The organism is Bacillus sp. Root131, from assembly GCF_001429475.1.
GTDB classification, from domain to species: Bacteria; Bacillota; Bacilli; order Bacillales; family Bacillaceae_G; genus Bacillus_A; species Bacillus_A thuringiensis_S.
The window spans coordinates 2,342,559-2,366,022 of record NZ_LMJQ01000001.1 but is presented as its reverse complement, the minus strand read 5'-3'; the positions used below and the strand labels follow the sequence as shown (position 1 = coordinate 2,366,022).

Genomic DNA, 23,464 nt, shown 5'->3' with positions numbered 1-23,464 from the left:
AGCCTAAATAATAGCTTTGACAAGTGCCAACCCAATTCCATTCGAGCCAAGCTTTTTAGAACTACTTGATTTATAGAATCGTTCAAAAATATGAGGTAATTCTTCAGCTAAAATTCCCTCTCCAAAACCTTGGATCACTAGTTCGATATAGATTGGAGAATTTTTGACCTGAATCATTATGTTACCACCTGGTTTAGAATGTTCTATTGCATTCTTCAACAGGTTTAACAAAGCTTCCTCCATCTATATTTTTTCGTGAATAACGATTATTTCTCTCGGTGCATTCCAATTAATATATTTTTATCACTTATCATGCTTTCCAAGCGATTTAGAACTTCCTTAGTCATATCTACTAAATTCCCTAGCTCTTGATCAAAGGATTTCCACTTATTTATCCCGAATATATAAATAACCATTCTCACAAGGAGCGAATTTATATGAATCTATTCGAACATGAAACATAAAACTGCTTCATTTTAATAAGAGGTCCTCCCTTTTTCTTTTCTCATCATATTATCCATTAAAAAATAGGAGGACAAATTTATGAAACGTGATCCATTATTTTTAACTTTATTAGAAAGTGCAAATACAAACTTTAGTGGCTGGGATTTTTCTTTCATTTCAGAAACGGGTCGAATGAAGAGCGAGCCATTATCGTGGTCGTACGGCAGTACTGCTTTTCAGCTTATGCAACGTGCAGAATCAATGCTCGATATGGGTACTGGTGGCGGAGAGTTTTTATCTATGTTACAACCGTTCCCGTCAACTACATTCGCTACTGAGGGCTACGCTCCAAACGTGCCAATTGCTCAGAAGAAATTAGAACCTTTAGGGGTTACAGTTGTGGCAGTAAGTGATGATACTGCTTTACCATTTCAAAATGAACAGTTTGATTTCATCCTGAATCAACATGAATCCTATTCTGCTTCTGAGGTAAATAGAATACTTTCTCCTAATGGAATATTTCTTACACAACAAGTTGGCGGTCTTGATTGCGTTGAACTTAATGAACAATTGGGTACGCCTCTAAATAGTGAGTTTGCAAATTGGTCTCTCGAAACTGCATGCAGTGAGTTAAACCAAAATGGATTTACTATTTTAGAAGCAAAAGAAGAATTCCCTTTCCAACGTTTTTATGATATTGGCGCTATCATCTATTATTTAAAAGCAATTCCGTGGCAAATTCCTGATTTTACTGTCGAAAAGTACTTTGAGGAGTTATATCGTATACATGAGATTATTTTGCAAAAAGGATATTTAGATGTGAATCAACATCGATTTATAATTAAGGCGATTCGTAGCTAACAAAAAGAGGTGGCAAAGCCACCTCCTTTTTGTTCCGTTTACGTATATTCTCTACTCTTTCACCATAAGAAAAGTTATATCATATATATTACAATTCTGACCAATGAATTGTATTTCTGAAACATATAATCACCTCGCATATATAATGAGAGCAAAAACGTGATTTTTCACTATCCTCTTCTATTGAGAAATGAGTTGTTTTTCATATCGCTTATTCGCATCATCTTCCGTCAAACATGCAGTTGTGTAATGAATAATATTCCGGTTATCATACGTGAATATATGTTTTAACTTATTTTCTTCTGTTAATACTGTCGGTAAGTATTTTGGTAAATTGCTAACAACACCTCTATTATCACCATCTAATATCCAATCAATTTCTTTCCATTCTAATAATCCTTCAGCCGTACGAAATGGTGTATTCATTTGCATTCCATCTGGCAAATCAGCAACGAACACATACATTCCTTCACTAGCCTGGGGCTCATCTTTACCTTTAAAACCAACAGTCCCTTTATACATTACACTTGAAAGTTCTATACCCGTTTCCTCAAACGTTTCTCTAATTATTCCTTCGTATGGCGTTTCATTATCTTCTATTTTTCCTCCAACACCATTCCACATCCCCATATTCGGCTTTTTATTTCTATTTAATAGCAGTATTTTATCGCTTTTTCTAATAAAACAAATTGTGTATTTGTACATACAATCATTTCCTTTCATTTTCCACATGAGTTATTTGGCTTATTTTCAAGTAAAAACACTCGCCTTACAATTCTTTACTACATAATATATAGTACAACTTTCATGCGTAAACACTTTACGTCAAACGAGAGAGTCCTTTTTAGAAAGGAGAATTTAAAATCGATAATATAAGCAATGAATTTCTAAACCAATATTACAACAGCCTCGTGTGGTTAAACGATACACACTGGTTCGGAGTTCCAATCTGTAAACTTCCCTCTGATCTCTTTTTGTATCAAGAAATTATTTATGAATTAAAGCCCGATTTAATTATTGAATGCGGGACTTTTCACGGTGGTAGTGCACTGTATTTAGCTTCTATGTTAGATTTAATTGGAAAAGGTCACGTACTTACTATCGATATAACTCCGCAGCCAAATCGGCCATCACATAATCGGATTACGTATTTAACAGCCTCTTCTGTTTCTGTGCAGGCCGTCCAAACAATAGTAAGCATGCGCAAACCTGATGATGTGGTTTTAGTTATTTTAGATTCTGATCATAGTAAAGAGCATGTATCCAAAGAACTATTACTATATAAATCTATCGTCACTACTGGCAGTTATATGATTGTAGAAGATACCTCCATTAATGGAAATCCGCTTCTTCCCGATTGGGGTCCTGGTCCGATGGAGGCTGTGGATGAGTTTTTAACTAAAAATAATAACTTCATAATCGACGAGTCTAAACATAAATTTTTCATATCATTTAATCCAAAAGGTTTTTTAAAGAAAATAAAGTGAAACTTTAATAAGTGGGGTTTTGCTTCTCCCCCACTTATTCTATCATTTTCATTTTTGAAAAAGGATAATATACGAATTCCACCTTGCCAATTATGTTATCTTCTTCAATATATCCTAAGCCATTTCGACTATCTCTACTTACTTCGCGGTTATCTCCCATTACAAATAACTTATTTGGCGGAATTTTTGTCTTTTGAAAGTTATAAAACACTTGTGTGTTGTTAAATAAATCTTTGTTCGTATATGGTTCTTCTTGCTTTTTATCGTTCACATATACCTTTCCGTTCGTTATGTTAATTACATCACCCGGAAGCCCTATTACACGTTTCACATAATATTTCGATTCATCCGCTTCCTTTATAATGACAATTTCTCCGCGTTGTAAATTAGAAAGACGTACTACTGCTTTATTTACAAATACGTAATCTGCTTCATATAAAGTCGGCTGCATCGATTCCCCTTCCACTTTACATAAAGTAAAAGAATGATAGGCTACTACCAAAACAAACACGAAGAGTATGTATTTCCCCCAGCCTCTTTTAATCTCCTGTTTCATATCCATTCCCACCTTATTTAAACGCTTTTTAACTCAAAAAATATATCACTGCACAATATGTCTCCATGCAGTGATACTATTTTTACTGGGCCTTGTTCGGCTGTTCTACTGGGACTGGATTTCCACCCGCTCTTTTCGTTTTCAATTCAAAATACGCATCCAAAATCTCTTTACCAATCGCGGAATTAATTCCTGATTTGTCATCATTCACCCATGGTACAACAACTGAAAAAGCTACTTCCGGATCAGCATCATATGGTGCATAACCGGCAAGAGTTAAATTATAACATTTTTTTCGGTTGTTATTCTCATCTCTTCCAATATCACTTTCTCCACCATATACTGTCTCAGCTGTTCCTGTTTTTCCCGCTGGTTTATATGGTAAACCTTTAAACGTTCCGGTACCTGTTCCGTCAGCTTCTTGAAAAACTCTTCTAAACCCTTCTTTTACATGATTAATGTACGAAGTGTCCATATCCACTCGATTTAATACAACTGGTTCAATCGACCGAACGACTTTTCCTACATCCTCTGGTCTATTCGGTTGCTCTCTAACTTCTTGTACAATTTGTGGTTTCATTCGGTAACCGCCATTTGCAATTGTGGAAATATATTGCGCAAGCTGAAGAGGCGTGTATGTATCATACTGTCCAATCGCGTAATCAAGTAAAAATCCGGGTATGTTATCAGTTCTACCTACTTGACCGATTGCTTCATTTGGCAGATCAATACCAGTCGACACACCTAGGCCAAATTGTCTAAAATAGTAGCGCATTTTATTAAATGTTTCTTGTTTAATATCTAATGGATTATTTGGGACATAATTAATGCCTGCCATTTTTAAAGCTGTATTAAACATATAAACGTTTGATGAAACTTGTAAAGCTCTTAAATCATCAATATCCCCAAATTCTTTCCACGATTTCTTCGGCTTAGAACTTCCTTTAAAATACATTGGTGCATCAAAGAAATGTGTATATGGCTTAATCGCTTCTGTTTGATATCCAGCTAATAAAGTAGCACCTTTTACAGTTGATCCTAACTCATAAGAACTTGTCATCGTTCCTAATGCATAATCTTCTATTTGCATACCGCCATCTTTATTTACAATTTTCTTTCCTGCCATTGATAAAATTTGACCGTTTTTCGGATTCATCATTACTACGAACGCACGATCCATCATCGGCTCTGCAGCATGAAAAGCTCGTAAATTCTTTTCAAGGCTTCCCTCTACTTTTTTCTGTAAATCCATATCGACTGTTAACATTAAGTTATTTCCACTTTTTCCTTCGGTCACTTTTTCTGTTCGAACAATTTTCCCTGCTTTATCCATAATATTTTTAGACTGTTCTTTCGTTCCATGTAGTGCATCTTCGTATTGTTTTTCAATGTAACTTTTACCAATACGATCGTTTCGATTATAATCACGAACTAAATAATAATCTAATTGTTCTCTTGGCAACCCTTCATTTTCATTAGAAACGCTACCTAGTATAGAGCGAAGTATTTTATCATTTGGGTATTCACGTTCCCAATCTACTGTCGTATCTACCCCCGGTAAACTTGCCAATCTTTCACTAACGACAGCATATTCATTTTGACTTACATCTTTTTTAACGATTTGCCGCGTCATTTTATATCCCGCATTCATTTTGCTTTTAATTACTAATACTTCTATATCTTCCTTTGAAAGCTCATTTAATTCTTCTTGTGTAATTCTTTCCCGGCGCAGTTCTTCTACTTTTTTATCTAATTCTTTTCCTTCTATTTCTTGCTTTCTAAATTTACTCTCATCTTCTTTCGTTACTTTCGCTGCTGCCCGCTTTTCATTTAACTGCATCCAAAAATCTTTCTTATCTGTCTCTGTTAACTTATCCATGTCCTCTTGCGACATTTCAATCAGCTTGGCTAAATCTCTTGCTACTTGTAAAACTTCTTTCGAGTCTACTCCTCTCATTTTCGTATATGTAACGGTTCGCAATGGTTTATTATTTACAATAACGTGACCTTGCCGATCAAACATTTTCCCTCTAGGAACGGGAGTGCTTACCGTTACATCTTCCTTTTTGTTTACTTCATTTCTATACGTTTCTCCATCAATGATTTGTACTTTACCTAATTGAATTATAATAGCTGAAAATAAAAGAAAGACAATAAAAAATAGTACATTTAACCGAAAAGGAATATGAGTCTTTTTCTTTTTCGATTGTTTCTTCTGCTCCTTTTTCTGTCTCATTTCGCTCCCTCGCTTCATTCTATTAACATTTCTACGCAAAATCATTATGTATCAAATTTATTTATATGATATATATAGAATTTTATATTAATTACAAAAGAAATAAAAGATTTAATTTTCAGTTTTTTAATTAATTATCCTATTTATTACCATTCCCTTAATGCACAATAACATGAATATTATTCTAAAAGAAAAATGGGGCAAATTGATTTTTATAAATTATAGAGATGTGGTTACTACATTATCAAAATGTTTTCATATGGCTTAAAACAGTGATTACTCAAATAAAAAACTGAGGTGGATACCTCAGTTTTTTTAATAATTTATTTCATTGAAGATAATCCCTCAACAAATTCACCAATTTTATTTTGAAAAACATAATCAAAGTTATATTCCTGTCCTGTTAACTCTTCATTTACTAAGATGGTTGTTGCTCCTACTTCCCTCTTTGCGATTTCCGGGAATGAAGCGACAGGTTGTACTTTTAATGACGTTCCCATAACGAGAAGTACATCTGTTTCATATAAACGTTTCATCGCATTTTGATATTGCGGCAGTGTATCTCCGTATAAAACAACGTCTGGATTTAAAATGAAATTACACTTCTGACAGCGCGGTACTTCATGATCAATCATATACTGTAAATCATAGCCTGATTTACATTTTGGACAATGTGCTGTTTGAAGTGTTCCATGTAAATCAATGACGTGCTTACTGCCACCTAATTGATGTAAACCGTCAATATTTTGCGTTAAAATCGTAATATCTTTCCCTTGTTCTTCTAGCTCAGCTAAAAAGCGATGGCCACGATTTGGTTTATATTGATGGAACGTATTAATTTGAAAGATTTCTTTATAATGCTTCCAAAATTCTTTCGGACTTCGGTTATAGTACCCTCTTGATAAGTACATCTCCACATTCGCATCAGCATACAATCCATTTGCTGAACGAAAATCTGGAATACCACTTTCCGTACTTGCACCAGCGCCTGTTAATACTGTAATTTTCTTCGCTTTTTCTAAAATTGAACGTACTTCTTCAAATTGTTGCACAAAAATCACCTCTATGTATATTCCTATACTTATTATACCAGTTGTTTACAGGAGGTGTTGTACAATTCGTTTTATTTAATGCGTCGCACCCCCAGCCTCTACAATATCTACTTCAACTGTTGTCGTTACCTCAACTGCCAATTCGATCCCTTTACGAATAGTAGAAAGTGACATACTCGGTTGCCCTGGATATTTACTCGCTTGTTCTGGTAAGAACGGAATATGAATAAATCCGCCTTTTATTTTCTTATCACGCTTCTCTAGTTCATGCATGAGACCGTAGAATAAATGATTACAAACGAATGTACCTGCTGTTTGTGAAACGAAAGCTGGTATACCTTCTTCTTGCAGTCTTTTTACGATTGCTTTCATCGGAAGTGTAGACCAATAAGCAGCTGGTCCTTCTTCTGCAACTGGCACATCTATGGGCTGATTCCCTTCATTGTCAGCAATTCTTGCATCATCAACGTTAATTGCGACACGCTCTATCGTAATATCTGGTCTGCCCCCAGCTTGTCCGATACATATAATCATTTCAGGGTTTAGTTCTTCTATATATTCTTTTAATACTTTTATTGATTTATGAAATACCGTTGGGACTTGTTTGCTAATAATCGTGTACTCTCCAATTGTTTTTTCATGCAAACTTTTTGCTACTTCCCAAGCTGGGTTGATGCTTTCTCCGCCAAACGGATCAAATCCTGTTAATAATACTGTTTTCATAGTTTTCCCTCCTAATTAGAAACGATATACAAGGCCGTACATAATAAACATATTGATAATAAAGATTGAAAGAGCAATTGGTACTTGTGCTTTAATAACTGCATTTTTATCCTTTAGTTCTAAAAGCATCGCCGGAACGATATTAAAGTTTGCTGCCATTGGCGTAAGTAGCGTTCCGCAATATCCAGCAAACATACCGAGTGCTGCCATAATTGCTGGATTCCCACCGTGCATTTGAACAATTAAAGGTAAACCAATTCCGCCAGTAATAACGGCAAACGCTGCGAATGCATTTCCCATTACGACTGTGAAAAGCATCATTCCTAAACAATACGCCATAACAGCAACGAACGGATACTCTGTCGGTAACACTTGTCCGACTAAATCTGAAACAACTTGTCCAACGCCAGACTTCGCGAATATACCGCCAAGTGCTGCTAACATTTGTGGTAAAATTACAGCCCAGCCGACAGCTTGTAATAGTCTGCTTCCTTCTTGTACAGGCGTTGTTATTTTTGATTTTGTAATACGCATCGCCGCAACGAATGCGAGTAATGCACCAAGCGCTAATGCAACTAATGTTACTTTATCTGGATCAACAAGAGAGACATTTCCCCATTTAATTTTCCCTAAGGTCAACGTACCGATAATTGTAAAAATAGGAATTAATAGTGCAGGCATAAAAATTTTATTTTTTAATTTCTCAGCATGTTTTACACGCTCTTGTACTGGAACTTCTTTTTCCTCTGATTTTGTTACTTTATTTAGCGAGGCTAAAACGACCATAGCGAGCACGATACAGCCAACGTAAAACGAAGGAATTACATTTCCGAATAAAAATGTAACTGCAAACAATGCCCAAAATAAACTAGAACCGAATCTGTTGGGATGTTCACGATCGAATGCGATACGAACAGCGATAAAAGCAACGATTATCCCTAATACATAATAGATTGTATCCATTGTGATGATGTTCATATTAGATTGCCTCCTTCTCTTCTTTTCCTTCTGCCTTCATTGTTTTCTCTATATATTTATCAAACCTTCTAAATCTAATCCAGCTTACAATAAGTGCAGATATTGCAGTTGGAATGCCCCAAAGTGCCATATCCCATACACCCACATGCATACCTACTGAATCGAAGAACCCTTTCATTAATAAAATAGCACCAGTTGCGATGAAAATATCTTCTCCGAAAAACCAAGCTGTATTTTCCGCAGCAGCTGCGTTTGCTTTAATCTTTTCTCTTAATTTTTCAGGAAGTTTACCGTATTTACCTTGCGCGGCCCCTTCTGCCATCGGTGCAACGAGCGGTCTTACCGTTTGTGCATGCCCACCAATATTAAGCCCTAGTGCTGCTGACGATTCTCTTATCGTAAAATATGACATTAATACTCTTCCAGTTGTTGCTCCTTTTGATTTCGTTATAAGTGCTTCTGCTCTTTCTTTTAAACCGTAACGCTCTAAAATTCCGATTACCGGTAAAGTTAATATAATTGGCATAGACATATATCTATTTTCTATGAAAAATTTACCGAACATGCTGATCACATCATAAAAACTTAATCCTGAAACCATCCCCGTAACAATACCTGCAACCATAACTACTAAAAGTGTATTTAATCTAAATAAAAAGCCCACTGCAACAAGTAGTATTCCGATTAATTTAATCATCCCAGCACTTCCCCCTATTTTTTATTTCGGTGCACAAATAGAAATACCATTACGTTCGAATATTCTGTATATTTTTCCCGCAAATTGTACTGCTTTTTCTCCATCACCGTGTAAACAAATCGTCTGCGCCTGAACTGCTACTTCCTCTCCATTGACCGAATTTACATAGCCTTCTTTCACCATTTGAAGCACTTGCTTTATCGCTTCGTCTTCATTTTTTATAAGTGCATTTTCTTCTGTACGGCTCGTTAACGTTCCATCTTGCTTATATGTACGATCCGCAAACGCTTCTTGTACGAGAGTTACATTGTATTTTTCTGCAGCCTGTATAAACGCCTCGCTATTTGCTAATCCGTAAAGCGATAGACTCGGATTCATATGATAAATTGCCTTAGCGATTGCATCTGCAATTTTCGAATCCGTTGCCGCCATATTATATAAGGCACCATGCGGCTTTACATGCTGCATTTTCCCGCCTGCCGCTTTTACAAATGCGTCTAATGCGCCGATTTGATATAAAACATAATCGTATACTTCACTTGCTGAAACATTCATGTTTCTTCTACCGAATCCAATTAAATCAGGAAATCCAGGATGCGCCCCTATCGCTACGTTATGCTCCAAAGCTTTTTCAACAGTTTGCCGCATAACAGACGGATCACCCGCATGAAAACCGCAAGCAACGTTTATAGAGGAAACGAACGGAAGAATTTCATCATCATTCCCCATTTTATAAGCTCCAAAACTTTCTCCTAAATCACAGTTTAAATCGATTGTAGTCACAATGTATCCCTCCTAATTTCAGCTTCGTAAAGCGATAAATTTCTTTAATAGATTTATATTTACTTCTTGTTCTATGTACAATTGTTCCGCTTCTTCAAGCGTAATTTCCTCAAAAGAAACATAGTCCCCCGGCTTTAGCTGGGCAAGAAGAGGTAAATCTACAGAAATGATATTTCCCATTCTCGGATAGCCACCTGTCGTTTGCCTATCTGCCATTAATATAATTGGCTGTCCACCATTTGGAACTTGAATGGTTCCAAATGTAACAGGACTCGATAAAACCTCTTTTTCTTCAATCCTATTTAAAACTTCTCCCTCAATCCTATAGCCCATGCGGTCAGCATAATTAGATACCTTATACTCTTTCGTAAAAAATGCCTTTCTACTTTCTTCTGTAAATTGATCATATTCAAAGTCAGTTATGACACGAAGCTTAGGATGTTTCTTATACTTTGATAGTACGCTGTTGTTAATTGCCCATTTCGTTTTTATTCTCCCATCTTTTTGTAAGTCTTGAATGAAACGATTCGCCATTTCTGGTTGTGCACCAATTTGGAAGTAGTCACCCTTGTTGAGCATTCTTCCTTCTATACCGCCAATCGCAGCACGTATGTACGTACTTTTACTTCCCATAGTACGATCAATATGGATGCCACCCGCAAAAGTCACATACGCTCTGCAACCACTTTTCACTTTTCCAAAACAAAGCATACTACCTTCTTCCGCTAAAATGGGACGCCATAACGGGATACGTTCTCCATTCAATAACGGTTCCATATCTGCTCCGCCAATCGCAAGTAAAGTCGTTTTCTTTATTAACAATTTAGGTCCCATAATCGTCATTTCGAGTCCCGCTTCATTCTCTTCATTGCCAACTAACATATTGATCATTCGAAGTGCACTTTGATCCATCGCCCCGCCAACGGGTACACCGTATTGTTGATAATGAGATCGCCCTAAATCTTGGACTGTTGTAAACATTCCTGCATGCAAAACTTCTACATCCATTCTTTAGCCCCCTCAAATGATACGTACTCTTCCTTCGTTATTGGGATAAATCGTAAATACATACCACTTTGAATATATGTTGGTATTTCTTCTTCTGGATTAAATAATGAAATAGGAGTTCGGCCGATAATATTCCATCCTCCTGGTGTTTCAAGCGGATAAATACCTGTTTGATTTCCGCCAATACCTACTGAACCAGGAGAGATTTGTAACCGTGGCGTTTCTTTTCTAGGTGTTTCTAATTCTTTTGATAGTCCTCCTAAATACGGGAACCCTGGTGTAAAACCTAGCATATATACAAAATATGTAGTTTCACTATGTATTCGAATCACATCTTCTACTTGTAAACCTTTATAATGCGCAACCTCTTCTAAATCAGGTCCATATTCTCCCCCGTAGCACACTGGTATAGAAATATGTTTCACATCCTGTTTTACTTCTTCTTTATAAGAATCACACAGCTCCTTTATATACTGGTGAACGTAATCATATGGCCTTTCATTTCTCTCATTTCTCTTCCATACTTCGTATACATTGTAGTAAACAGCTAATGAAGTAAACGACGGAACGCACTCAATCATTCCTGCAAACGGATGTTGCTGCAGTGCTTGAAATAACCGCTGTACTTTCTCATATATATCCATCTTAATTTCTTCACCAAATGTAACAATAATTGCTTGATCCCCTAACGCAGAAAATTTCATCCTACTCCCTCTTTCTATGCCAAAAAGCCGAGTTCTTTCGAAATGCGATGTGCTGTTTCTTTCACCTTAGCGATAAAATATGAAATGTTACTTTCGCTGTACTCAATTGCTAATCCCGAAATACTAATGCCTGCTACAACCGTTCCATCACTTGCGAAAATGGGCGCTGCTATTGCGGCTGTATGATTTTCTAACTCAGAATAACTAATTGTGTAGCCTTCCTTTTTTGCCATTTGCAACACTTCTAGCAATTGTTCCTTATCCACAATTGTTCCATCTGCAAACTGTTTTAAATCCACTTCCTCTATGTATCTCCGTTTCTCTTCCTCAGAAAAATACGATAGTAAAATTCTCGGACATGCACCAGCATAAAGCGGTGCTCTTCTTCCAACCGCCGTATACACGCGTACTGGCTGAACACCTTCCATCTTTTCAACATAAATTGCGTCATTACCATCTTGAATTATTAAATTAACTGCCTGTCCTAAACTATCTCTAAGTTCTTTCATATAAGGAATTGCTATATTTCTTACTGATAATCGTTGTGAAACAAGTTGACCGAACCGTAAAAATACGACCCCTAAACGATATTTCCCCTTTTCGTTTTTTTGTAAAAACTCCATCTCTTCTAACGAGCCAATTAAACGATAAACAGATGTTTTCGGCATATTTGTAAGCTGAACCATCTCAGTTAAACTTAGCTCTTCATGCTCATAAAACAACTCCAAAATATCCATTGTCTTAACTGCCGTTTTATTTATACTCATTCTCTCTTCCTTTCGTTCTGAATTTCGGAACTTAAATTCCATTTTTCGAAACAAACATATAATTTAAAATTATAAAATATTCTTTCAATTCATTCAATAGATTTTAAACAAATAAAAAAGTACGGAAGAATATCTCTCCCATACTTCACTACACTTTATAACGCTCTTACTTGTTTCAACGGCCAGAAAACAGCTTGTCCTTTTCCGACAATCTCATCTTCTGAAATAAAGCCAAACATGCGACCATCCTTAGAAACTTCACGATTATCCCCTAAAACAAATACTTGACCTTCTGGCACTTTCGTTTTCCCTGTAATTTGTTCTAACGTAAAGTCTGGAGTTAATACACGGTCAGTTGCTTTTTCTTTAAACTCTTTTAAATATGGTTCTTCCATCGCTTTTCCGTTTACATATAAAACATCATTTTTATACTCAACTGTATCACCTGGTAAACCAATTACTCGTTTTACTAAATCGTATCCTTCTTTGCCGTGGAAGACGATAATATCAAAGCGTTCTAATCCACTTATACTATAACCAATCTTATTTACGAGAACTCGTTCATTATTTTCTAAAGTGGGCATCATTGATTCACCTTGCACTAAAGAAGGTGTAAATAAAACGCCGCGAATAATAGCAATTAATACAAGGGTAAACCCTATCGTTTTAGCCCAAGAGAATAATTCTTTCTTCGTATTTTCCTTCATCGTTTCTCCTCTTTCTTAAGCACTTATTTTATTATTTCAACTAGTTCTTGTACTACATTAGGATCTATTTCAGAAAAACATGATTTTGCTTCTCTTACCGCTGTACCGACATGTGCTTGCGAAATTCCAGTTTCATCTAGCAATCGCTTTATATTTTCTTTCGTCACGCCAGCTCCAGCTACAAGCTGAATTTGACCATCACTTACTTTTTGCATTTCTGTAAGCACCGGAATATTGTCTACTATATCTCCTTGTCCACCTGAAGTTAAAACGTGAGTTACTTTATGAAACTTCTTTAAAGTTCTCATCGCTTCTACTGGATTTTCTATATCATCTATCGCACGGTGGTACGTTACATTCATTCCATCTACAACAGATAGTAAATCCGCTAATTTCTCTTCATCTACTTCATTTTGTTCGTTTAATACGCCTAATACTACACCAGCTGCTCCTAACTTCTGCGCAACTATAATATCTTCTTTCATCATTTCAATTTCTTCTTCCGTATATGTAAAAGACTTCGCATGCGGACGAATCATAACATGAATTGGTATACTCACCGCTTCTACCGCTTTTTTTATAAAAGCATAACTTGGTGTTAAACCACCTTCTGTATAAGATGAAATTAATTCAATCCGCTTCCCGCCAGCACTTTCAATTCTTTTTACATCTTCTAAACATGTTGCAATAACCTCTAGCATGAGATGACCTCTTTTCGTGCTTTTTTCTTATTATAACATTAGTAAAAATAAGAAGCCTAGCTTTCTCCTTTAAAACTTAAAAAAGAAGAATGAAAAGAAAGATTTTTTATTGGCAACGATTATTGGTAACATCCTATTATTCATGTACACTCCTACCATAATGAAAAAGCCCGTCATTTTGACGGACTTTTCTAATTTCAAGCTTTTCTTTCCTCAGTTTTCATATCAATGCCTAATTGATCTTCCAATAACTTTACACCTTTCTTTGTAAGATGGACAGCTCGGTTCTTATCCGTTTTCGTAATCCATCCTTGTTCAAAAAGCAGTTTTGCAATTGCAGACCCTAGCCAACCAGAAATATGGTAACGCCGTTCACTCCAATCAAGGCAAGGTTTTGCAAATACCCTCCTTTTTGTATCTGCCTCATCAACATTTATTCCAAAATTCAGAAACCATTGTTTACCTTGTTCTGTTACAATGTATTCTCCATCCCCTAAAATTATAAATTTCCTATCTAGTAATTTTTCAGTTATCTCTACACCGAGTTTGCCTGCAAGATGATCATAACAAGTTCGAGCATAACGAATTTGTTTTAGTTGACCTGATTGTTTTAAAGAGCGAACTTGAACTGTTGGTGCGATTGTCTCTAACTTTTCAAGCACTTCTGCAACTTCTTGATTAGCAAGTCGATAGTAACGATGTCTACCATGTTGTTCAACTGTAAGTAGATTCCCCTCTACTAATTTAGAAAGATGAGAACTAATTGTTGGATGTGACACTTTTGCCATATAAGCCAATTCGCTAGCAGGTAGTGCCTGATTATTCATTAGACAATCTAAGATGATTGCTCTTGTAGGTTCAGCAATTAGTTTAGCTATATATGAGATATTCGGATATACATTCATATTTCGATGATACCCTAACTGTTAAATTGATACAATTATTTTAAGTTTAATAGTAAAGAAGAATTTATTATGAATGCAATTGATCTTAGTATATTAAATTTGAAAGAGACGAGAAGGCGCTCAGAAAAATTATGGAATTCTCTTCCCGATAATTTTCTTAATTGGAGGCCTGATAATGAGGCTATTTCTTTTGGTGAGATGATTCGTCACGTATGGAGCTCAACTTTTTACTATCATATGATTTTAAAAAACAACGGCTCAATAAATGATATACATTTCCCGTATGATGAAGAGCCAATTACTTGTGTAAAAAAGGAAATTGAATTGGCACAATCATACTTTACTGACTTCATAGAGTATGTTCAATCCATAAACATAGCAGAGCTAGATTCAACCCTTATCGATCGAAGCGATGTTGGCTATCAAAGATATTTAGGAGACATGCTATTACGAATTGCCTATCATGATGCGGTCCATGCAGGTCAATTTTTACAATATTTACGAATGATAAACTTAGAAAGACCATTAATTTGGGATTAAATACGAAAAATGTTTATACAGCCTTCAAACTGGCATTACAACAAGAATTTTTCAACAAGAAACAATCACAAAACCATGATAATCATTTATATTAAAAACCTACATCTCAACCAAGTACTTCATACACATAAAAAGCACGGATTTGATCACTAATCAAACCCGTGCTTTCAAAACAACTATTTTATCCATAAACAATAAAATATAAGCTTTAAAAACTACGACCGAAACGCCGCATCCGCCAGCATAGACAATGTTGCATCATCCATCGGTGGATTGTGTAATCCTGCTCTGACGTTTAAATAGTAACGATGGAGCGGATTTTTTTCTGATAAGCTTTTTGCTCCTACGATGCGCATTGATTTATCCACTATGGATATCGCCGCATTTGTTACGGCGTATTTCACTGCCGCTAATTCTGCTTGCAGTGACAGTTTATCTTCTGCCTCATCGTATTTTTTCGCAATTTGATATAAAAAGACGCGAGCTTGCATAAGCTCGAGTTCTAATTCTCCAACTAATCTTCTAACATTCGGTAATAAACTAATAGAATGGTTTAAACTATTTGGTCTGTATGATCCCGCAAACTGAACTGCATAATTTCTTGCTGATTGTGCAATTCCTAAATAACATGCTGGTATATGTAGCAACCAGCCAATACCCTTTTGTTTCACTTTCCCGCCTTTTACATCCGTAAAAAAGCGGTTGTCTATCTCTACATTTTGTAAGAGAAGGTCGTGGCTAGCAGTCCCTCGCATTGCAACGCTATCCCACGTTTCTTCAATAGACACACCGAGTGTATTTCTTGGAATAACAAACTCACCAACTTCTTCTTGGCCTTCCATACTTGCTGAAATAATAAAATAATCAAGTACTGGCGCCATCGTTGTAAAAGTTTTTCTTCCATTTATAACCCACTTCTCGCCTTGTTGAACCGCTATTGTTTCTGGTTTGCCGCCACGCGTCGGACTCCCTGTTTTCGGTTCTGTTGCTGCCCTGTTAAAGAGCGCACCATTACGTACTTCTTCGCAAAACCATTTGAACATCTCATCATTCCAAGAGCGATTTTCCGCTAGCTCCTTCACAATGCCAAGATGCCAGCCAATCGATAATGCAGTAGCTCCACAGCCTTCCGCGATTTTCTCTTGAAATAAAACGAAGTCATATAAAGAAATGGCACTACCACCAAATTCCTTCGGTAACGTTAATTTCGTATATCCGATATCTTTCAAATCATTTATATTTTCATACGGAAATGATCCTAATTCACTTAGCTGATGCTCCCTTTCCATGAACTTCGGAATCAATTTATTTATTTTCTCAATAATTAAAGACTGTTCTTCTGTTTCAACAAATGAGAGTGCCATACTATAATCTCCTTTATCCCGCTATTTGCGGGCAGTAAAACTCCCACCTAAAAATTCAGGTGAAGCAAAGGAAGTTAGGCGGGAGATCAACTGCCCGTAAACGCCCGATTGGTTCAACTAATAATCAGTGAGAAACCCACCCACTGATTAAAGTTTCACTTTATGCTCGATTCATAAACCGTTCATTTTGTCATTATGATTATATGAAGCTACCTCTCTATTGTTTCACTATTCCGATAAAAATACAATGTTTTTGACTAATAAGAAAAGTTCCTATTTAAGGATAGATCCTTTTCTTATATTAGTCCCCCTTCAATGCTTTTAACGGCAAAGAGGTTACATATCCAATATACGAGAATAATTCTTTAAAGAAGAATGGTATTTCTGTATCTAACGTTTTATATGCTGATGTCGGCGTTGGTGAAGCATATGCTTCAATATTAATATGTTTTGCGATTCTCATTGCGCGTTTCATATGAAGTGGATCACTTACAATCGTGTATGTGTGTATTCCGTTCTCTATTCCAACTTGCTTCGCATTCTTTAAATTTTCTTCAGTGAAAAGGGATTTTGTTTCAATTAAAATATCTTCCTCTTTTACACCTTGTTTCATTGCATATACTCTTGCAGTACGTGCTTCCTCAAGTTCTGCCTCGAACTTTGTACCACCTGTAAAAATAATCTTTTTAATATTTCCGTTCCTATATAAAGAAATCGCATGATTAATTCTTTCTTTAAATACAGGAGATGGTTTTCCGTTCCATGAAGCTGCGCCTAGTACGATACCAGCATCCGTTTTCACGTCATCATTTGCTTTAAAACGATAACTCCAAATATCGTAAGCTGCATAACTTACATATAAAATAGCAGAACAAATCATTAGTAAAAATACTTGAAAGATTCGTCTTTTCTTACTCTTCTTATTTTCTTTCATTTGTAATTGCCTCCGTACATCATCCATACTTCTATAAAAAACATTTATATCAAATCGTTTTGTTTGAGTTTATTTAAAAGAAGGAACTTTACTTGTTATTTATATATAAAAGGGTTTTCATTTAAAATTGAGGATTATCAATTCATTTTCATTTGCGGTTTTCATTACATTTTTTTAAATTCATAAGTTTATTACCATACAACTACATTGTAACGAATTTTTTCTCAGAAGGGAACGATGAAACAAAAGGAATTAAAATAAAGTAGCATTTTGTAAGAAAAAAGGTATATTTTTCATACCTCACGAACAATATACCTTTCAAAACACGAATTATACCTTTTCTTTATATAACTCTAATTTTTCTAACAATTGTTCTTTTACGCCTGGCCATTCACTCGAGATAATACTGTACACCACCGCATCTCTCACATAACCATTCGGTAATTTTCTTTCATTTCTAAGCACACCCTCTTTTACTGCGCCTAACCTTTCAATTGCTCGTTGTGCTTTTTCATTTCTTGCATCCGTCTTAATTTGTACCCTAAGCATATGCAGTTTTTCAAAAGCATACTGGAGAAGCATATACTTACACTCTGTATTTATACTCGTACGTTGCACACTCGGATGATACCACGTTTGCCCTAACTCAACTGTCTTATCTTCTACTGAAATATTATATAAACGTGTACTTCCTACAATCTTATTCGTCTGTTGATCTACGACTACCAAAGGTATTTGAGTACCTCTTCCGTAACCCTTTATCGCTTTTTGAACGTATTGTTGCATATCTTGCACACTATCCATTTTAGAGATTAAATACGCCCAAATATCCCGATTTCCTTCTACAATCGAAAACAAAGTTTCGACATCAGTATTATCCATTAACCGCAACTTTGCTCTTTCGTGAATAATTTCCATTTGTAAGCCCCCTTTGTTGTTACTATAACATACCATCAATATCGTTTTATTAATATATAAAAATATTTTTTCGTAAACGTGTAGTACATCTAAAAATAAAAAATGCGATGCCTTTATTCAAGCATCGCACTTATAATTTCGCACTACCTACGATTTTACAATAAATATTCATTTACACAAGTTAGTAAACGTCATATATTTAGAACTTACATTCTAGTTCAAAGCAACAAATAAGCAATCGGCGTAATGATAAGCAACGTTAAAATCGTTCTCTGCACATACAGAATAATAAGTTCAGATACTTTTAACGGAATATCTGTTGATAATATACAAGGAATGGAAGCGGAGAAAAACAGTATAGATGATACGGAAACAACTGCAATGACAAACTTTGTCACAAGTGGCGCACTTACAACTAATAATGACGGTAAAAACATTTCTGCAATACCAACTGATGCGGCTTTAGCGGCTAAGTCTGCTTCTGGTAATTGTAATAGCCATGTAAACGGATAGAAAATATAACTGATCCAATCAAATATTGGCGTAAACTTCGCTAAGACGATACCAATTAATCCTACTGACATAATGGATGGTAAAATTCCCATCGTCATAATAAATCCGTCTTTTAAATTCACTGCAATATTTTTCATAATGCTCGGTGCAGACTTTGATACTTCTAACGCATCTTCCCAAGCACATTCTAACATTTTCTCTTTATAAACAGGCTCTGGGAACCCTTCTTCTGTTACATATGTATCTGGTTTTCTACTGAGGGGCGGGATTCTTACGGTGATAGCAGTCACGATGAATGTTACAACAAGCGTAGTCCAAAAATAAACATTCCATAAATGCATAATATCTAATGTTTTTGCGATGATGATCATAAATGTAGCGGATACTGTAGAAAATCCTGTAGCGATAATCGCCGCTTCTTTTGTGGTATACTTTCCTTCTTTATACACGCGATTCGTAATAAGGAGGGCAAGCGAATAACTTCCAACGAAGGACGCAACTGCATCGATTGCCGATCTCCCCGGCGTATTCCATAATGGCCTCATAATCGGACGACAAAATGTACCGATAAATTCAAGCAATCCATATCCGACTAATAACGCTAAAAACGCCGAGCCAATTGGAACGAGCAAACTTACTGATATGACTAGATTCTCATACAAAAACGGTCCAACATCTGGCGCAAAGAACCAAGCTGGTCCTACTTTTAAACAATATAATATACCAAAAACAACGCCAACTACTTTTAAAATAGAAAAACAAATGTCTACGATAGATGCATTCCATTTCTTCGTATAAAATGGATAAATCGCACCAATTGCCATAACAAATAATGCATAATAAGGTACTACGTCAGGAACCGAAGCCCTAATCCACGATACGATATGATCAATCATAATAGACGATGCACCGTTTATCGTAACAGGAACGAAAAACATAAACACTCCAACGAGACTAGCAAGTATAAACCGGAGAATAATCCCCTTCTCTCGCCCTGCCTTAATTATATTGCTCTTTAATTCAATTTCACTCAAAATTCGACACCTCCTATCATCTAAATATTCTGTATAATTATGTTATATTCCTTCTTTCCGTTTCTACTATTTAATCATATGAAAAAACCTATTTTAAAATAGGCTTTTCTATTCCCCTTTATAATCATCCACAATCACTTGAATGATACGATAAGATTCTTCTGCCACCCTCTCATTACTATCCTTATTTGCGTCATATGTAATTAACGCCTTCCAAAGTGCCCATCCTCTCGCTCTATTCCATGTTTCTTCGTCCATACGTAACACTTCTTTAAATACGTTTCTACTATTTTCATCAAAAAATGTCCAAGCCATCGCCGCATCACATGCAGGATCTCCTACTCCTAAAATACCAAAATCAATTACAGCACAAAGCTTTCCATCTTTAACGAGTAAATTCCCTGGCGCTACATCTCCATGAACCCAAACTGGCTTACGGTCCCATGTTGAACTAAGTGCTACATTCCAAAGGTGCTTTAATAATGCCTCGTCAAAAACATCCTTATTATTTTCAATAGCAACTCTCGCCTCTTCATCATATACCGATATAAGTCCGCCCCGGTAAAAATTATGTGTTCCAGCTAAAGGTCCGTTACTCGCATCAATAGATTGCAATTCTACTAAAAAAGATCCTAAATCCGCTGCAAATTCATTTAAATCACGAACGTTTTGTTTCGTAACTGTTTCCCCCTCTATCCACTTATTAATAGACCAAGGCAATGGATACGCTTCAGACGGATTTCCTTTCGCAAGTGGGGTAGAAATCGGTAAAGAAAGCCTCTTACTTAATAGTGGTAACCACTTATTTTCTTTCTCTACTTGCGGTGCATATGCCACATCACTTGGCAATCTTACACTCATCTCATCCCCTAAGTGAAACGTCCTATTATCATGCCCACTAAACTTTACAGGTTTCACTTCTAAATGGGCCCATTCGGGAAACTGTTCCTGTATTAACTTTTCAACTAAACTTACATTAATTAGATGCATTCACATTCTCCTTTTCTTTTGAAACTTACTAAGCCCATCCGTACTTCCAACATATTCAAAACCATTTTTCTTATAAAAATCATTCAACGTACGATTATGCCCCACACAATCTAACTTCAAATACTCTTTATCACATTGCACATTCTCTTCTACCCACTGTAAAATCCATTCGCCTATTCCATTTCCCTTATACTTCCGTTTCACCGCAAATCTATGAATATATAATGAATTAGAAACTTCCTCTTTACCAAAAATATGTTCATCCCATTCATTTTGTTTAGGAGAAACTGTAACCGTACCAACTATTTCATCTTCTTTCAGAACAACATATGTATATTTTTCTCTTATACATTCTAGTATTTCAGCCGTAGCTTCCTCTCCTAAAAGATACTGCCACTGATCCACTTCTTTATATTGTAGCCATTGCGCTACTTCTTTTAATAAAAGGAGAATACTATCACTTTCAATTTCAGTAGCAATTCGAATTTCATGTTCTTTACTTATATTTCTCTCCATATTGCCGTTCCCCTTTCAAATTGCTACCATACTGACAAATGCATCCTTCCATCATTTTCATCTGTAATATATTCTACATAAAATCCTTGATTCACTGCGTTTTCATACATCATTTCAATCTCTTCTTGGTTTTTCGCATAAATTTGTATATACTCACCATCCGCTACTAATACGACTACTTCACACTTACTCTCCTTAAATTCTTCAAATGTTGCAATTTCTCCTAGTACCTCTCCTTTTGGACATGCTTTTAAATCTAAAAATAAAAGATAATATATGTTATCTTTTATTAGCTTTTTTAATTCTGATCCTTCCATAATCTCGTTATCTTCTGAAAATAACTCTGAACCTAATTCATTCCCTATTATTATATAAGCTTCCTCCCTTCCCATGACTTGCCAATCAAATACAGTAATATCAATTGGCTTTAATACTTTCCAAAGTAAATTATCATATCCATCTAGAATATCTACTGTAATCCCTCTTTTCATATGCTTGCTCCTAACTTATTCATTTTCATTTCATACATTATATATCAAATGTAATTACTATATTTTGTCGATACATATGTACATCATAAAAAAACCGCTCCACTACTAGCGAAACGGTTTCCTTCTGCTTACATTTAAATATTTCATTCAATTGTTGCACTACGTTTTAAAATATTTTTTAATATATGCACCACATCAGTCGTTCATTCTTAATGCTCACTTCGACTTCACGAAGTAATATAAAAACCATACTGCATGATTTTGTTCATCCGCAGCTATTCTCCGCAACAACCCTTTCAGATGTGCATCCGATGTCTCATCTGAAATTTCCAAATAAAAATCTACTGTTTTTTGTTCATCTTGTATAGCGAACTCTAATCCTTGTAAATACGTATTTGGGCAGTCTTCAGTAATTTGTGGTTTTGGCTGCCTACCAGTTAAACTCGTATAAATTTATACAAAGTTGTGGAAATGCTTTATTTCATCATTACGAATTTCAAGAATTTGTTTTTGTTCTACTTGATTTGGAGCCATATTCGCTAATTTTGCATAGCAGCTTATAGCGCTATACTCTCCGTTTATAGCTTTTTCAATATCACTAATCAACTTATCATTTTGTCTATACCAATCATAATAATTCGAATTATACATCGTATCCCTCCATACTTTCGCTTAACATTTTATGCATTTAGAAATAGTAGGAGCCTGTGTATATAACGGGACGACTTTAGATTGAAAGTAAAGTTTGAGAAAAGGGTCTATTTTGCAAAGGAATTGCTTATTCATAAAGTGAAACTATAATCAATGGGGATTTTACTACACGGCAAATAGCGGATAAAATATCACTATTTTTTTGTACGCTGTTGCTATAAATTCGCGAATGAATCAGGTTTCCAACCAGATGTGGTGTTGAGATGCGAAGCTATTATGAATCCAGTCATATAACTAGGAGGTACCACTATGCCATCTTTATTTAAACCTATGGCCTTCCAGCTGAAAACCGAAAGACTTGAGCTTAGTATGTGGGAGGAATCCGCTTCCGTTTGGCTGAGCAAATTAATTGGCGAACGTGGTGTGGACATTCCAGCCGTTGATTCCGTTCGTAACCGGCTCATTGAGATGCGCAAGAAGGCAGAGGAAAATGGCATTTCCCTTCTCACTATTCGAAGGCGCAATGAAGGCGATTTCATCGGATACTGCGGCTTAATTATTGGTCGTTCCACACTTGAAGAGCCGGAGATTGCATACGAGTTGTTCCGCAGCGCCCATGGTAAAGGTTATGCAACTGAGGCGGCATCCGTTGTACTGGACGCTGCGATTGCTACTGGGCGCCATAGACTTTGGTCGACTGTAGGCGCTTGGAATATCGCTTCACTCCGGGTACTAGAAAAGATAGGATTTAAGCGTCATCACAGTACGTGGGATGATGAACGTGGTGAGATTGTTTGGAACGTACGCGATTTTTAGAGATTCCGACTTAATTCTAAGGCGACAACAGCAGATACTCATTCTTCAGCTTTTAGATTTCATCACAAAAAAGCCGTTTCACTAATTT

The 23,464-nt window shown here is 35.9% G+C and carries 25 protein-coding genes and 2 pseudogenes; 4 read left to right on the top strand and 23 right to left on the bottom strand.

Annotation, left to right across the window (positions count from 1 at the left end; translation table 11 throughout):
- Positions 1-6: 6 nt before the first annotated feature.
- Positions 7-431: pseudogene (locus ASE54_RS37545) on the bottom strand (sensor histidine kinase); the annotation flags it as partial.
- 112 nt (positions 432-543) lie between these two features.
- Between ASE54_RS37545 and ASE54_RS11805 the strand changes: the two are divergent.
- Positions 544-1,305, top strand: coding sequence for a class I SAM-dependent methyltransferase (locus ASE54_RS11805; protein WP_000817593.1), 762 nt, complete (start codon positions 544-546; stop codon positions 1,303-1,305).
- Between the two features lie 180 nt (positions 1,306-1,485).
- On the opposite strand, the gene ASE54_RS11800 is transcribed toward ASE54_RS11805, so the two are convergent.
- On the bottom strand, positions 1,486-2,010 hold the full coding sequence (locus ASE54_RS11800) for an 8-oxo-dGTP diphosphatase (protein WP_000280180.1): 525 nt from the start codon (positions 2,008-2,010) through the stop codon (positions 1,486-1,488).
- Positions 2,011-2,168: 158 nt separating this feature from the next.
- Between ASE54_RS11800 and ASE54_RS11795 the strand changes: the two genes are divergently transcribed.
- Complete coding sequence (locus ASE54_RS11795) at positions 2,169-2,792, top strand: CmcI family methyltransferase (protein WP_265736909.1); 624 nt, start codon at positions 2,169-2,171, stop codon at positions 2,790-2,792.
- A 34-nt stretch (positions 2,793-2,826) separates the two neighbouring features.
- Here the strand turns inward: ASE54_RS11795 and lepB (ASE54_RS11790) are convergent, their stop codons facing one another.
- From lepB (ASE54_RS11790) to ASE54_RS11730, 13 genes are all read right to left on the bottom strand, one after another.
- Entirely contained in the window at positions 2,827-3,348 is a 522-nt protein-coding gene (gene lepB, locus ASE54_RS11790; RefSeq protein WP_000806879.1) for a signal peptidase I, read from the bottom strand.
- 82 nt (positions 3,349-3,430) lie between these two features.
- On the bottom strand, positions 3,431-5,584 hold the full coding sequence (locus tag ASE54_RS11785) for a penicillin-binding protein 2 (protein WP_001249194.1): 2,154 nt from the start codon (positions 5,582-5,584) through the stop codon (positions 3,431-3,433).
- Between the two features lie 323 nt (positions 5,585-5,907).
- Positions 5,908-6,636: an NAD-dependent protein deacylase gene (locus tag ASE54_RS11780; protein ID WP_001183807.1), complete on the bottom strand. Its 729-nt coding sequence runs from the start codon at positions 6,634-6,636 to the stop codon at positions 5,908-5,910.
- A 75-nt stretch (positions 6,637-6,711) separates the two neighbouring features.
- Positions 6,712-7,359 carry a pyroglutamyl-peptidase I gene (gene pcp, locus ASE54_RS11775; protein ID WP_000859747.1) on the bottom strand — a complete coding sequence of 216 codons (648 nt, stop codon included), beginning with the start codon at positions 7,357-7,359 and terminating at the stop codon, positions 6,712-6,714.
- A gap of 15 nt (positions 7,360-7,374) precedes the next feature.
- Positions 7,375-8,337 (bottom strand): DUF979 domain-containing protein, encoded by a 963-nt coding sequence (locus ASE54_RS11770; protein ID WP_001021658.1) that lies wholly within the window; start codon positions 8,335-8,337, stop codon positions 7,375-7,377.
- Position 8,338: 1 nt separating this feature from the next.
- Entirely contained in the window at positions 8,339-9,034 is a 696-nt protein-coding gene (locus ASE54_RS11765; RefSeq protein ID WP_000593392.1) for a DUF969 domain-containing protein, read from the bottom strand.
- Between the two features lie 21 nt (positions 9,035-9,055).
- Positions 9,056-9,817: a 5-oxoprolinase subunit PxpA gene (gene pxpA / locus ASE54_RS11760; protein ID WP_000207324.1), complete on the bottom strand. Its 762-nt coding sequence runs from the start codon at positions 9,815-9,817 to the stop codon at positions 9,056-9,058.
- Positions 9,818-9,835: 18 nt separating this feature from the next.
- Positions 9,836-10,825: a biotin-dependent carboxyltransferase family protein gene (locus ASE54_RS11755; protein ID WP_000382228.1), complete on the bottom strand. Its 990-nt coding sequence runs from the start codon at positions 10,823-10,825 to the stop codon at positions 9,836-9,838.
- On the bottom strand, positions 10,816-11,529 hold the full coding sequence (pxpB, locus tag ASE54_RS11750) for a 5-oxoprolinase subunit PxpB (protein WP_000672262.1): 714 nt from the start codon (positions 11,527-11,529) through the stop codon (positions 10,816-10,818). The genes ASE54_RS11755 and pxpB overlap by 10 nt, the downstream gene beginning before the upstream one ends.
- 14 nt (positions 11,530-11,543) lie before the next feature.
- Positions 11,544-12,296 (bottom strand): IclR family transcriptional regulator, encoded by a 753-nt coding sequence (locus ASE54_RS11745; protein WP_000026365.1) that lies wholly within the window; start codon positions 12,294-12,296, stop codon positions 11,544-11,546.
- A 155-nt stretch (positions 12,297-12,451) separates the two neighbouring features.
- Entirely contained in the window at positions 12,452-13,003 is a 552-nt protein-coding gene (lepB, locus tag ASE54_RS11740; protein ID WP_000662494.1) for a signal peptidase I, read from the bottom strand.
- A 23-nt stretch (positions 13,004-13,026) separates the two neighbouring features.
- Positions 13,027-13,704 carry a copper homeostasis protein CutC gene (locus ASE54_RS11735; RefSeq protein WP_000895107.1) on the bottom strand — a complete coding sequence of 226 codons (678 nt, stop codon included), beginning with the start codon at positions 13,702-13,704 and terminating at the stop codon, positions 13,027-13,029.
- A gap of 197 nt (positions 13,705-13,901) precedes the next feature.
- Positions 13,902-14,609, bottom strand: a complete 708-nt coding sequence (locus ASE54_RS11730) for a helix-turn-helix transcriptional regulator (protein WP_001103797.1) — start codon at positions 14,607-14,609, stop codon at positions 13,902-13,904.
- Between the two features lie 69 nt (positions 14,610-14,678).
- Between ASE54_RS11730 and ASE54_RS11725 the strand changes: the two genes are divergently transcribed.
- Complete coding sequence (locus ASE54_RS11725; protein WP_000991277.1) at positions 14,679-15,149, top strand: DinB family protein; 471 nt, start codon at positions 14,679-14,681, stop codon at positions 15,147-15,149.
- Between the two features lie 215 nt (positions 15,150-15,364).
- On the opposite strand, the gene ASE54_RS11720 is transcribed toward ASE54_RS11725, so the two are convergent.
- The 8 genes and pseudogenes from ASE54_RS11720 to ASE54_RS11685 form a co-directional block, all read right to left on the bottom strand.
- Positions 15,365-16,513 (bottom strand): acyl-CoA dehydrogenase family protein, encoded by a 1,149-nt coding sequence (locus ASE54_RS11720; protein ID WP_001218363.1) that lies wholly within the window; start codon positions 16,511-16,513, stop codon positions 15,365-15,367.
- Between the two features lie 301 nt (positions 16,514-16,814).
- On the bottom strand, positions 16,815-17,447 hold the full coding sequence (locus ASE54_RS11715) for a YdcF family protein (protein WP_000662217.1): 633 nt from the start codon (positions 17,445-17,447) through the stop codon (positions 16,815-16,817).
- A gap of 330 nt (positions 17,448-17,777) precedes the next feature.
- Complete coding sequence (locus tag ASE54_RS11710; protein ID WP_000402590.1) at positions 17,778-18,365, bottom strand: GNAT family protein; 588 nt, start codon at positions 18,363-18,365, stop codon at positions 17,778-17,780.
- Between the two features lie 218 nt (positions 18,366-18,583).
- Positions 18,584-19,912 carry a YjiH family protein gene (locus ASE54_RS11705; RefSeq protein WP_001289410.1) on the bottom strand — a complete coding sequence of 443 codons (1,329 nt, stop codon included), beginning with the start codon at positions 19,910-19,912 and terminating at the stop codon, positions 18,584-18,586.
- 108 nt (positions 19,913-20,020) lie between these two features.
- Complete coding sequence (locus ASE54_RS11700) at positions 20,021-20,902, bottom strand: aminoglycoside phosphotransferase family protein (protein WP_000550180.1); 882 nt, start codon at positions 20,900-20,902, stop codon at positions 20,021-20,023.
- On the bottom strand, positions 20,903-21,418 hold the full coding sequence (locus ASE54_RS11695) for a GNAT family N-acetyltransferase (protein ID WP_000440746.1): 516 nt from the start codon (positions 21,416-21,418) through the stop codon (positions 20,903-20,905).
- 23 nt (positions 21,419-21,441) lie between these two features.
- Positions 21,442-21,909, bottom strand: coding sequence for a DUF2691 family protein (locus ASE54_RS11690; protein WP_000820198.1), 468 nt, complete (start codon positions 21,907-21,909; stop codon positions 21,442-21,444).
- A gap of 216 nt (positions 21,910-22,125) precedes the next feature.
- A pseudogene (locus ASE54_RS11685) lies at positions 22,126-22,560 on the bottom strand (ferritin-like domain-containing protein).
- 309 nt (positions 22,561-22,869) lie between these two features.
- Between ASE54_RS11685 and ASE54_RS11680 the strand changes: the two are divergent.
- The gene (locus ASE54_RS11680) at positions 22,870-23,376 is read left to right on the top strand and encodes a GNAT family N-acetyltransferase (RefSeq protein WP_001139516.1); all 507 of its coding nucleotides are present in this window, start codon (positions 22,870-22,872) and stop codon (positions 23,374-23,376) included.
- The last annotated feature ends 88 nt before the right edge of the window (positions 23,377-23,464 follow it).

What these genes read in the sequence shown, in the direction of transcription:
- ASE54_RS11745 (WP_000026365.1), bottom strand. Translation starts at nt 12,296, where the DNA reads ATGAGTATAAATAAAACGGCAGTTAAGACAATGGATATTTTGGAGTTG.
- ASE54_RS11690 (WP_000820198.1), bottom strand. Translation starts at nt 21,909, where the DNA reads ATGAAAAGAGGGATTACAGTAGATATTCTAGATGGATATGATAATTTA.
- pxpB (WP_000672262.1), bottom strand. Translation starts at nt 11,529, where the DNA reads ATGAAATTTTCTGCGTTAGGGGATCAAGCAATTATTGTTACATTTGGT.
- lepB (WP_000662494.1), bottom strand. Translation starts at nt 13,003, where the DNA reads ATGAAGGAAAATACGAAGAAAGAATTATTCTCTTGGGCTAAAACGATA.
- ASE54_RS11700 (WP_000550180.1), bottom strand. Translation starts at nt 20,902, where the DNA reads ATGCATCTAATTAATGTAAGTTTAGTTGAAAAGTTAATACAGGAACAG.
- ASE54_RS11785 (WP_001249194.1), bottom strand. Translation starts at nt 5,584, where the DNA reads ATGAGACAGAAAAAGGAGCAGAAGAAACAATCGAAAAAGAAAAAGACT.
- ASE54_RS11695 (WP_000440746.1), bottom strand. Translation starts at nt 21,418, where the DNA reads ATGGAGAGAAATATAAGTAAAGAACATGAAATTCGAATTGCTACTGAA.
- ASE54_RS11735 (WP_000895107.1), bottom strand. Translation starts at nt 13,704, where the DNA reads ATGCTAGAGGTTATTGCAACATGTTTAGAAGATGTAAAAAGAATTGAA.
- ASE54_RS11725 (WP_000991277.1), top strand. Translation starts at nt 14,679, where the DNA reads ATGAATGCAATTGATCTTAGTATATTAAATTTGAAAGAGACGAGAAGG.
- ASE54_RS11800 (WP_000280180.1), bottom strand. Translation starts at nt 2,010, where the DNA reads ATGTACAAATACACAATTTGTTTTATTAGAAAAAGCGATAAAATACTG.
- ASE54_RS11765 (WP_000593392.1), bottom strand. Translation starts at nt 9,034, where the DNA reads ATGATTAAATTAATCGGAATACTACTTGTTGCAGTGGGCTTTTTATTT.
- ASE54_RS11720 (WP_001218363.1), bottom strand. Translation starts at nt 16,513, where the DNA reads ATGGCACTCTCATTTGTTGAAACAGAAGAACAGTCTTTAATTATTGAG.
- ASE54_RS11755 (WP_000382228.1), bottom strand. Translation starts at nt 10,825, where the DNA reads ATGGATGTAGAAGTTTTGCATGCAGGAATGTTTACAACAGTCCAAGAT.
- ASE54_RS11715 (WP_000662217.1), bottom strand. Translation starts at nt 17,447, where the DNA reads ATGAAAGAAAATAAGAAGAGTAAGAAAAGACGAATCTTTCAAGTATTT.
- ASE54_RS11710 (WP_000402590.1), bottom strand. Translation starts at nt 18,365, where the DNA reads ATGGAAATTATTCACGAAAGAGCAAAGTTGCGGTTAATGGATAATACT.
- ASE54_RS11730 (WP_001103797.1), bottom strand. Translation starts at nt 14,609, where the DNA reads ATGAATGTATATCCGAATATCTCATATATAGCTAAACTAATTGCTGAA.
- ASE54_RS11770 (WP_001021658.1), bottom strand. Translation starts at nt 8,337, where the DNA reads ATGAACATCATCACAATGGATACAATCTATTATGTATTAGGGATAATC.
- ASE54_RS11805 (WP_000817593.1), top strand. Translation starts at nt 544, where the DNA reads ATGAAACGTGATCCATTATTTTTAACTTTATTAGAAAGTGCAAATACA.
- ASE54_RS11680 (WP_001139516.1), top strand. Translation starts at nt 22,870, where the DNA reads ATGCCATCTTTATTTAAACCTATGGCCTTCCAGCTGAAAACCGAAAGA.
- pcp (WP_000859747.1), bottom strand. Translation starts at nt 7,359, where the DNA reads ATGAAAACAGTATTATTAACAGGATTTGATCCGTTTGGCGGAGAAAGC.
- lepB (WP_000806879.1), bottom strand. Translation starts at nt 3,348, where the DNA reads ATGAAACAGGAGATTAAAAGAGGCTGGGGGAAATACATACTCTTCGTG.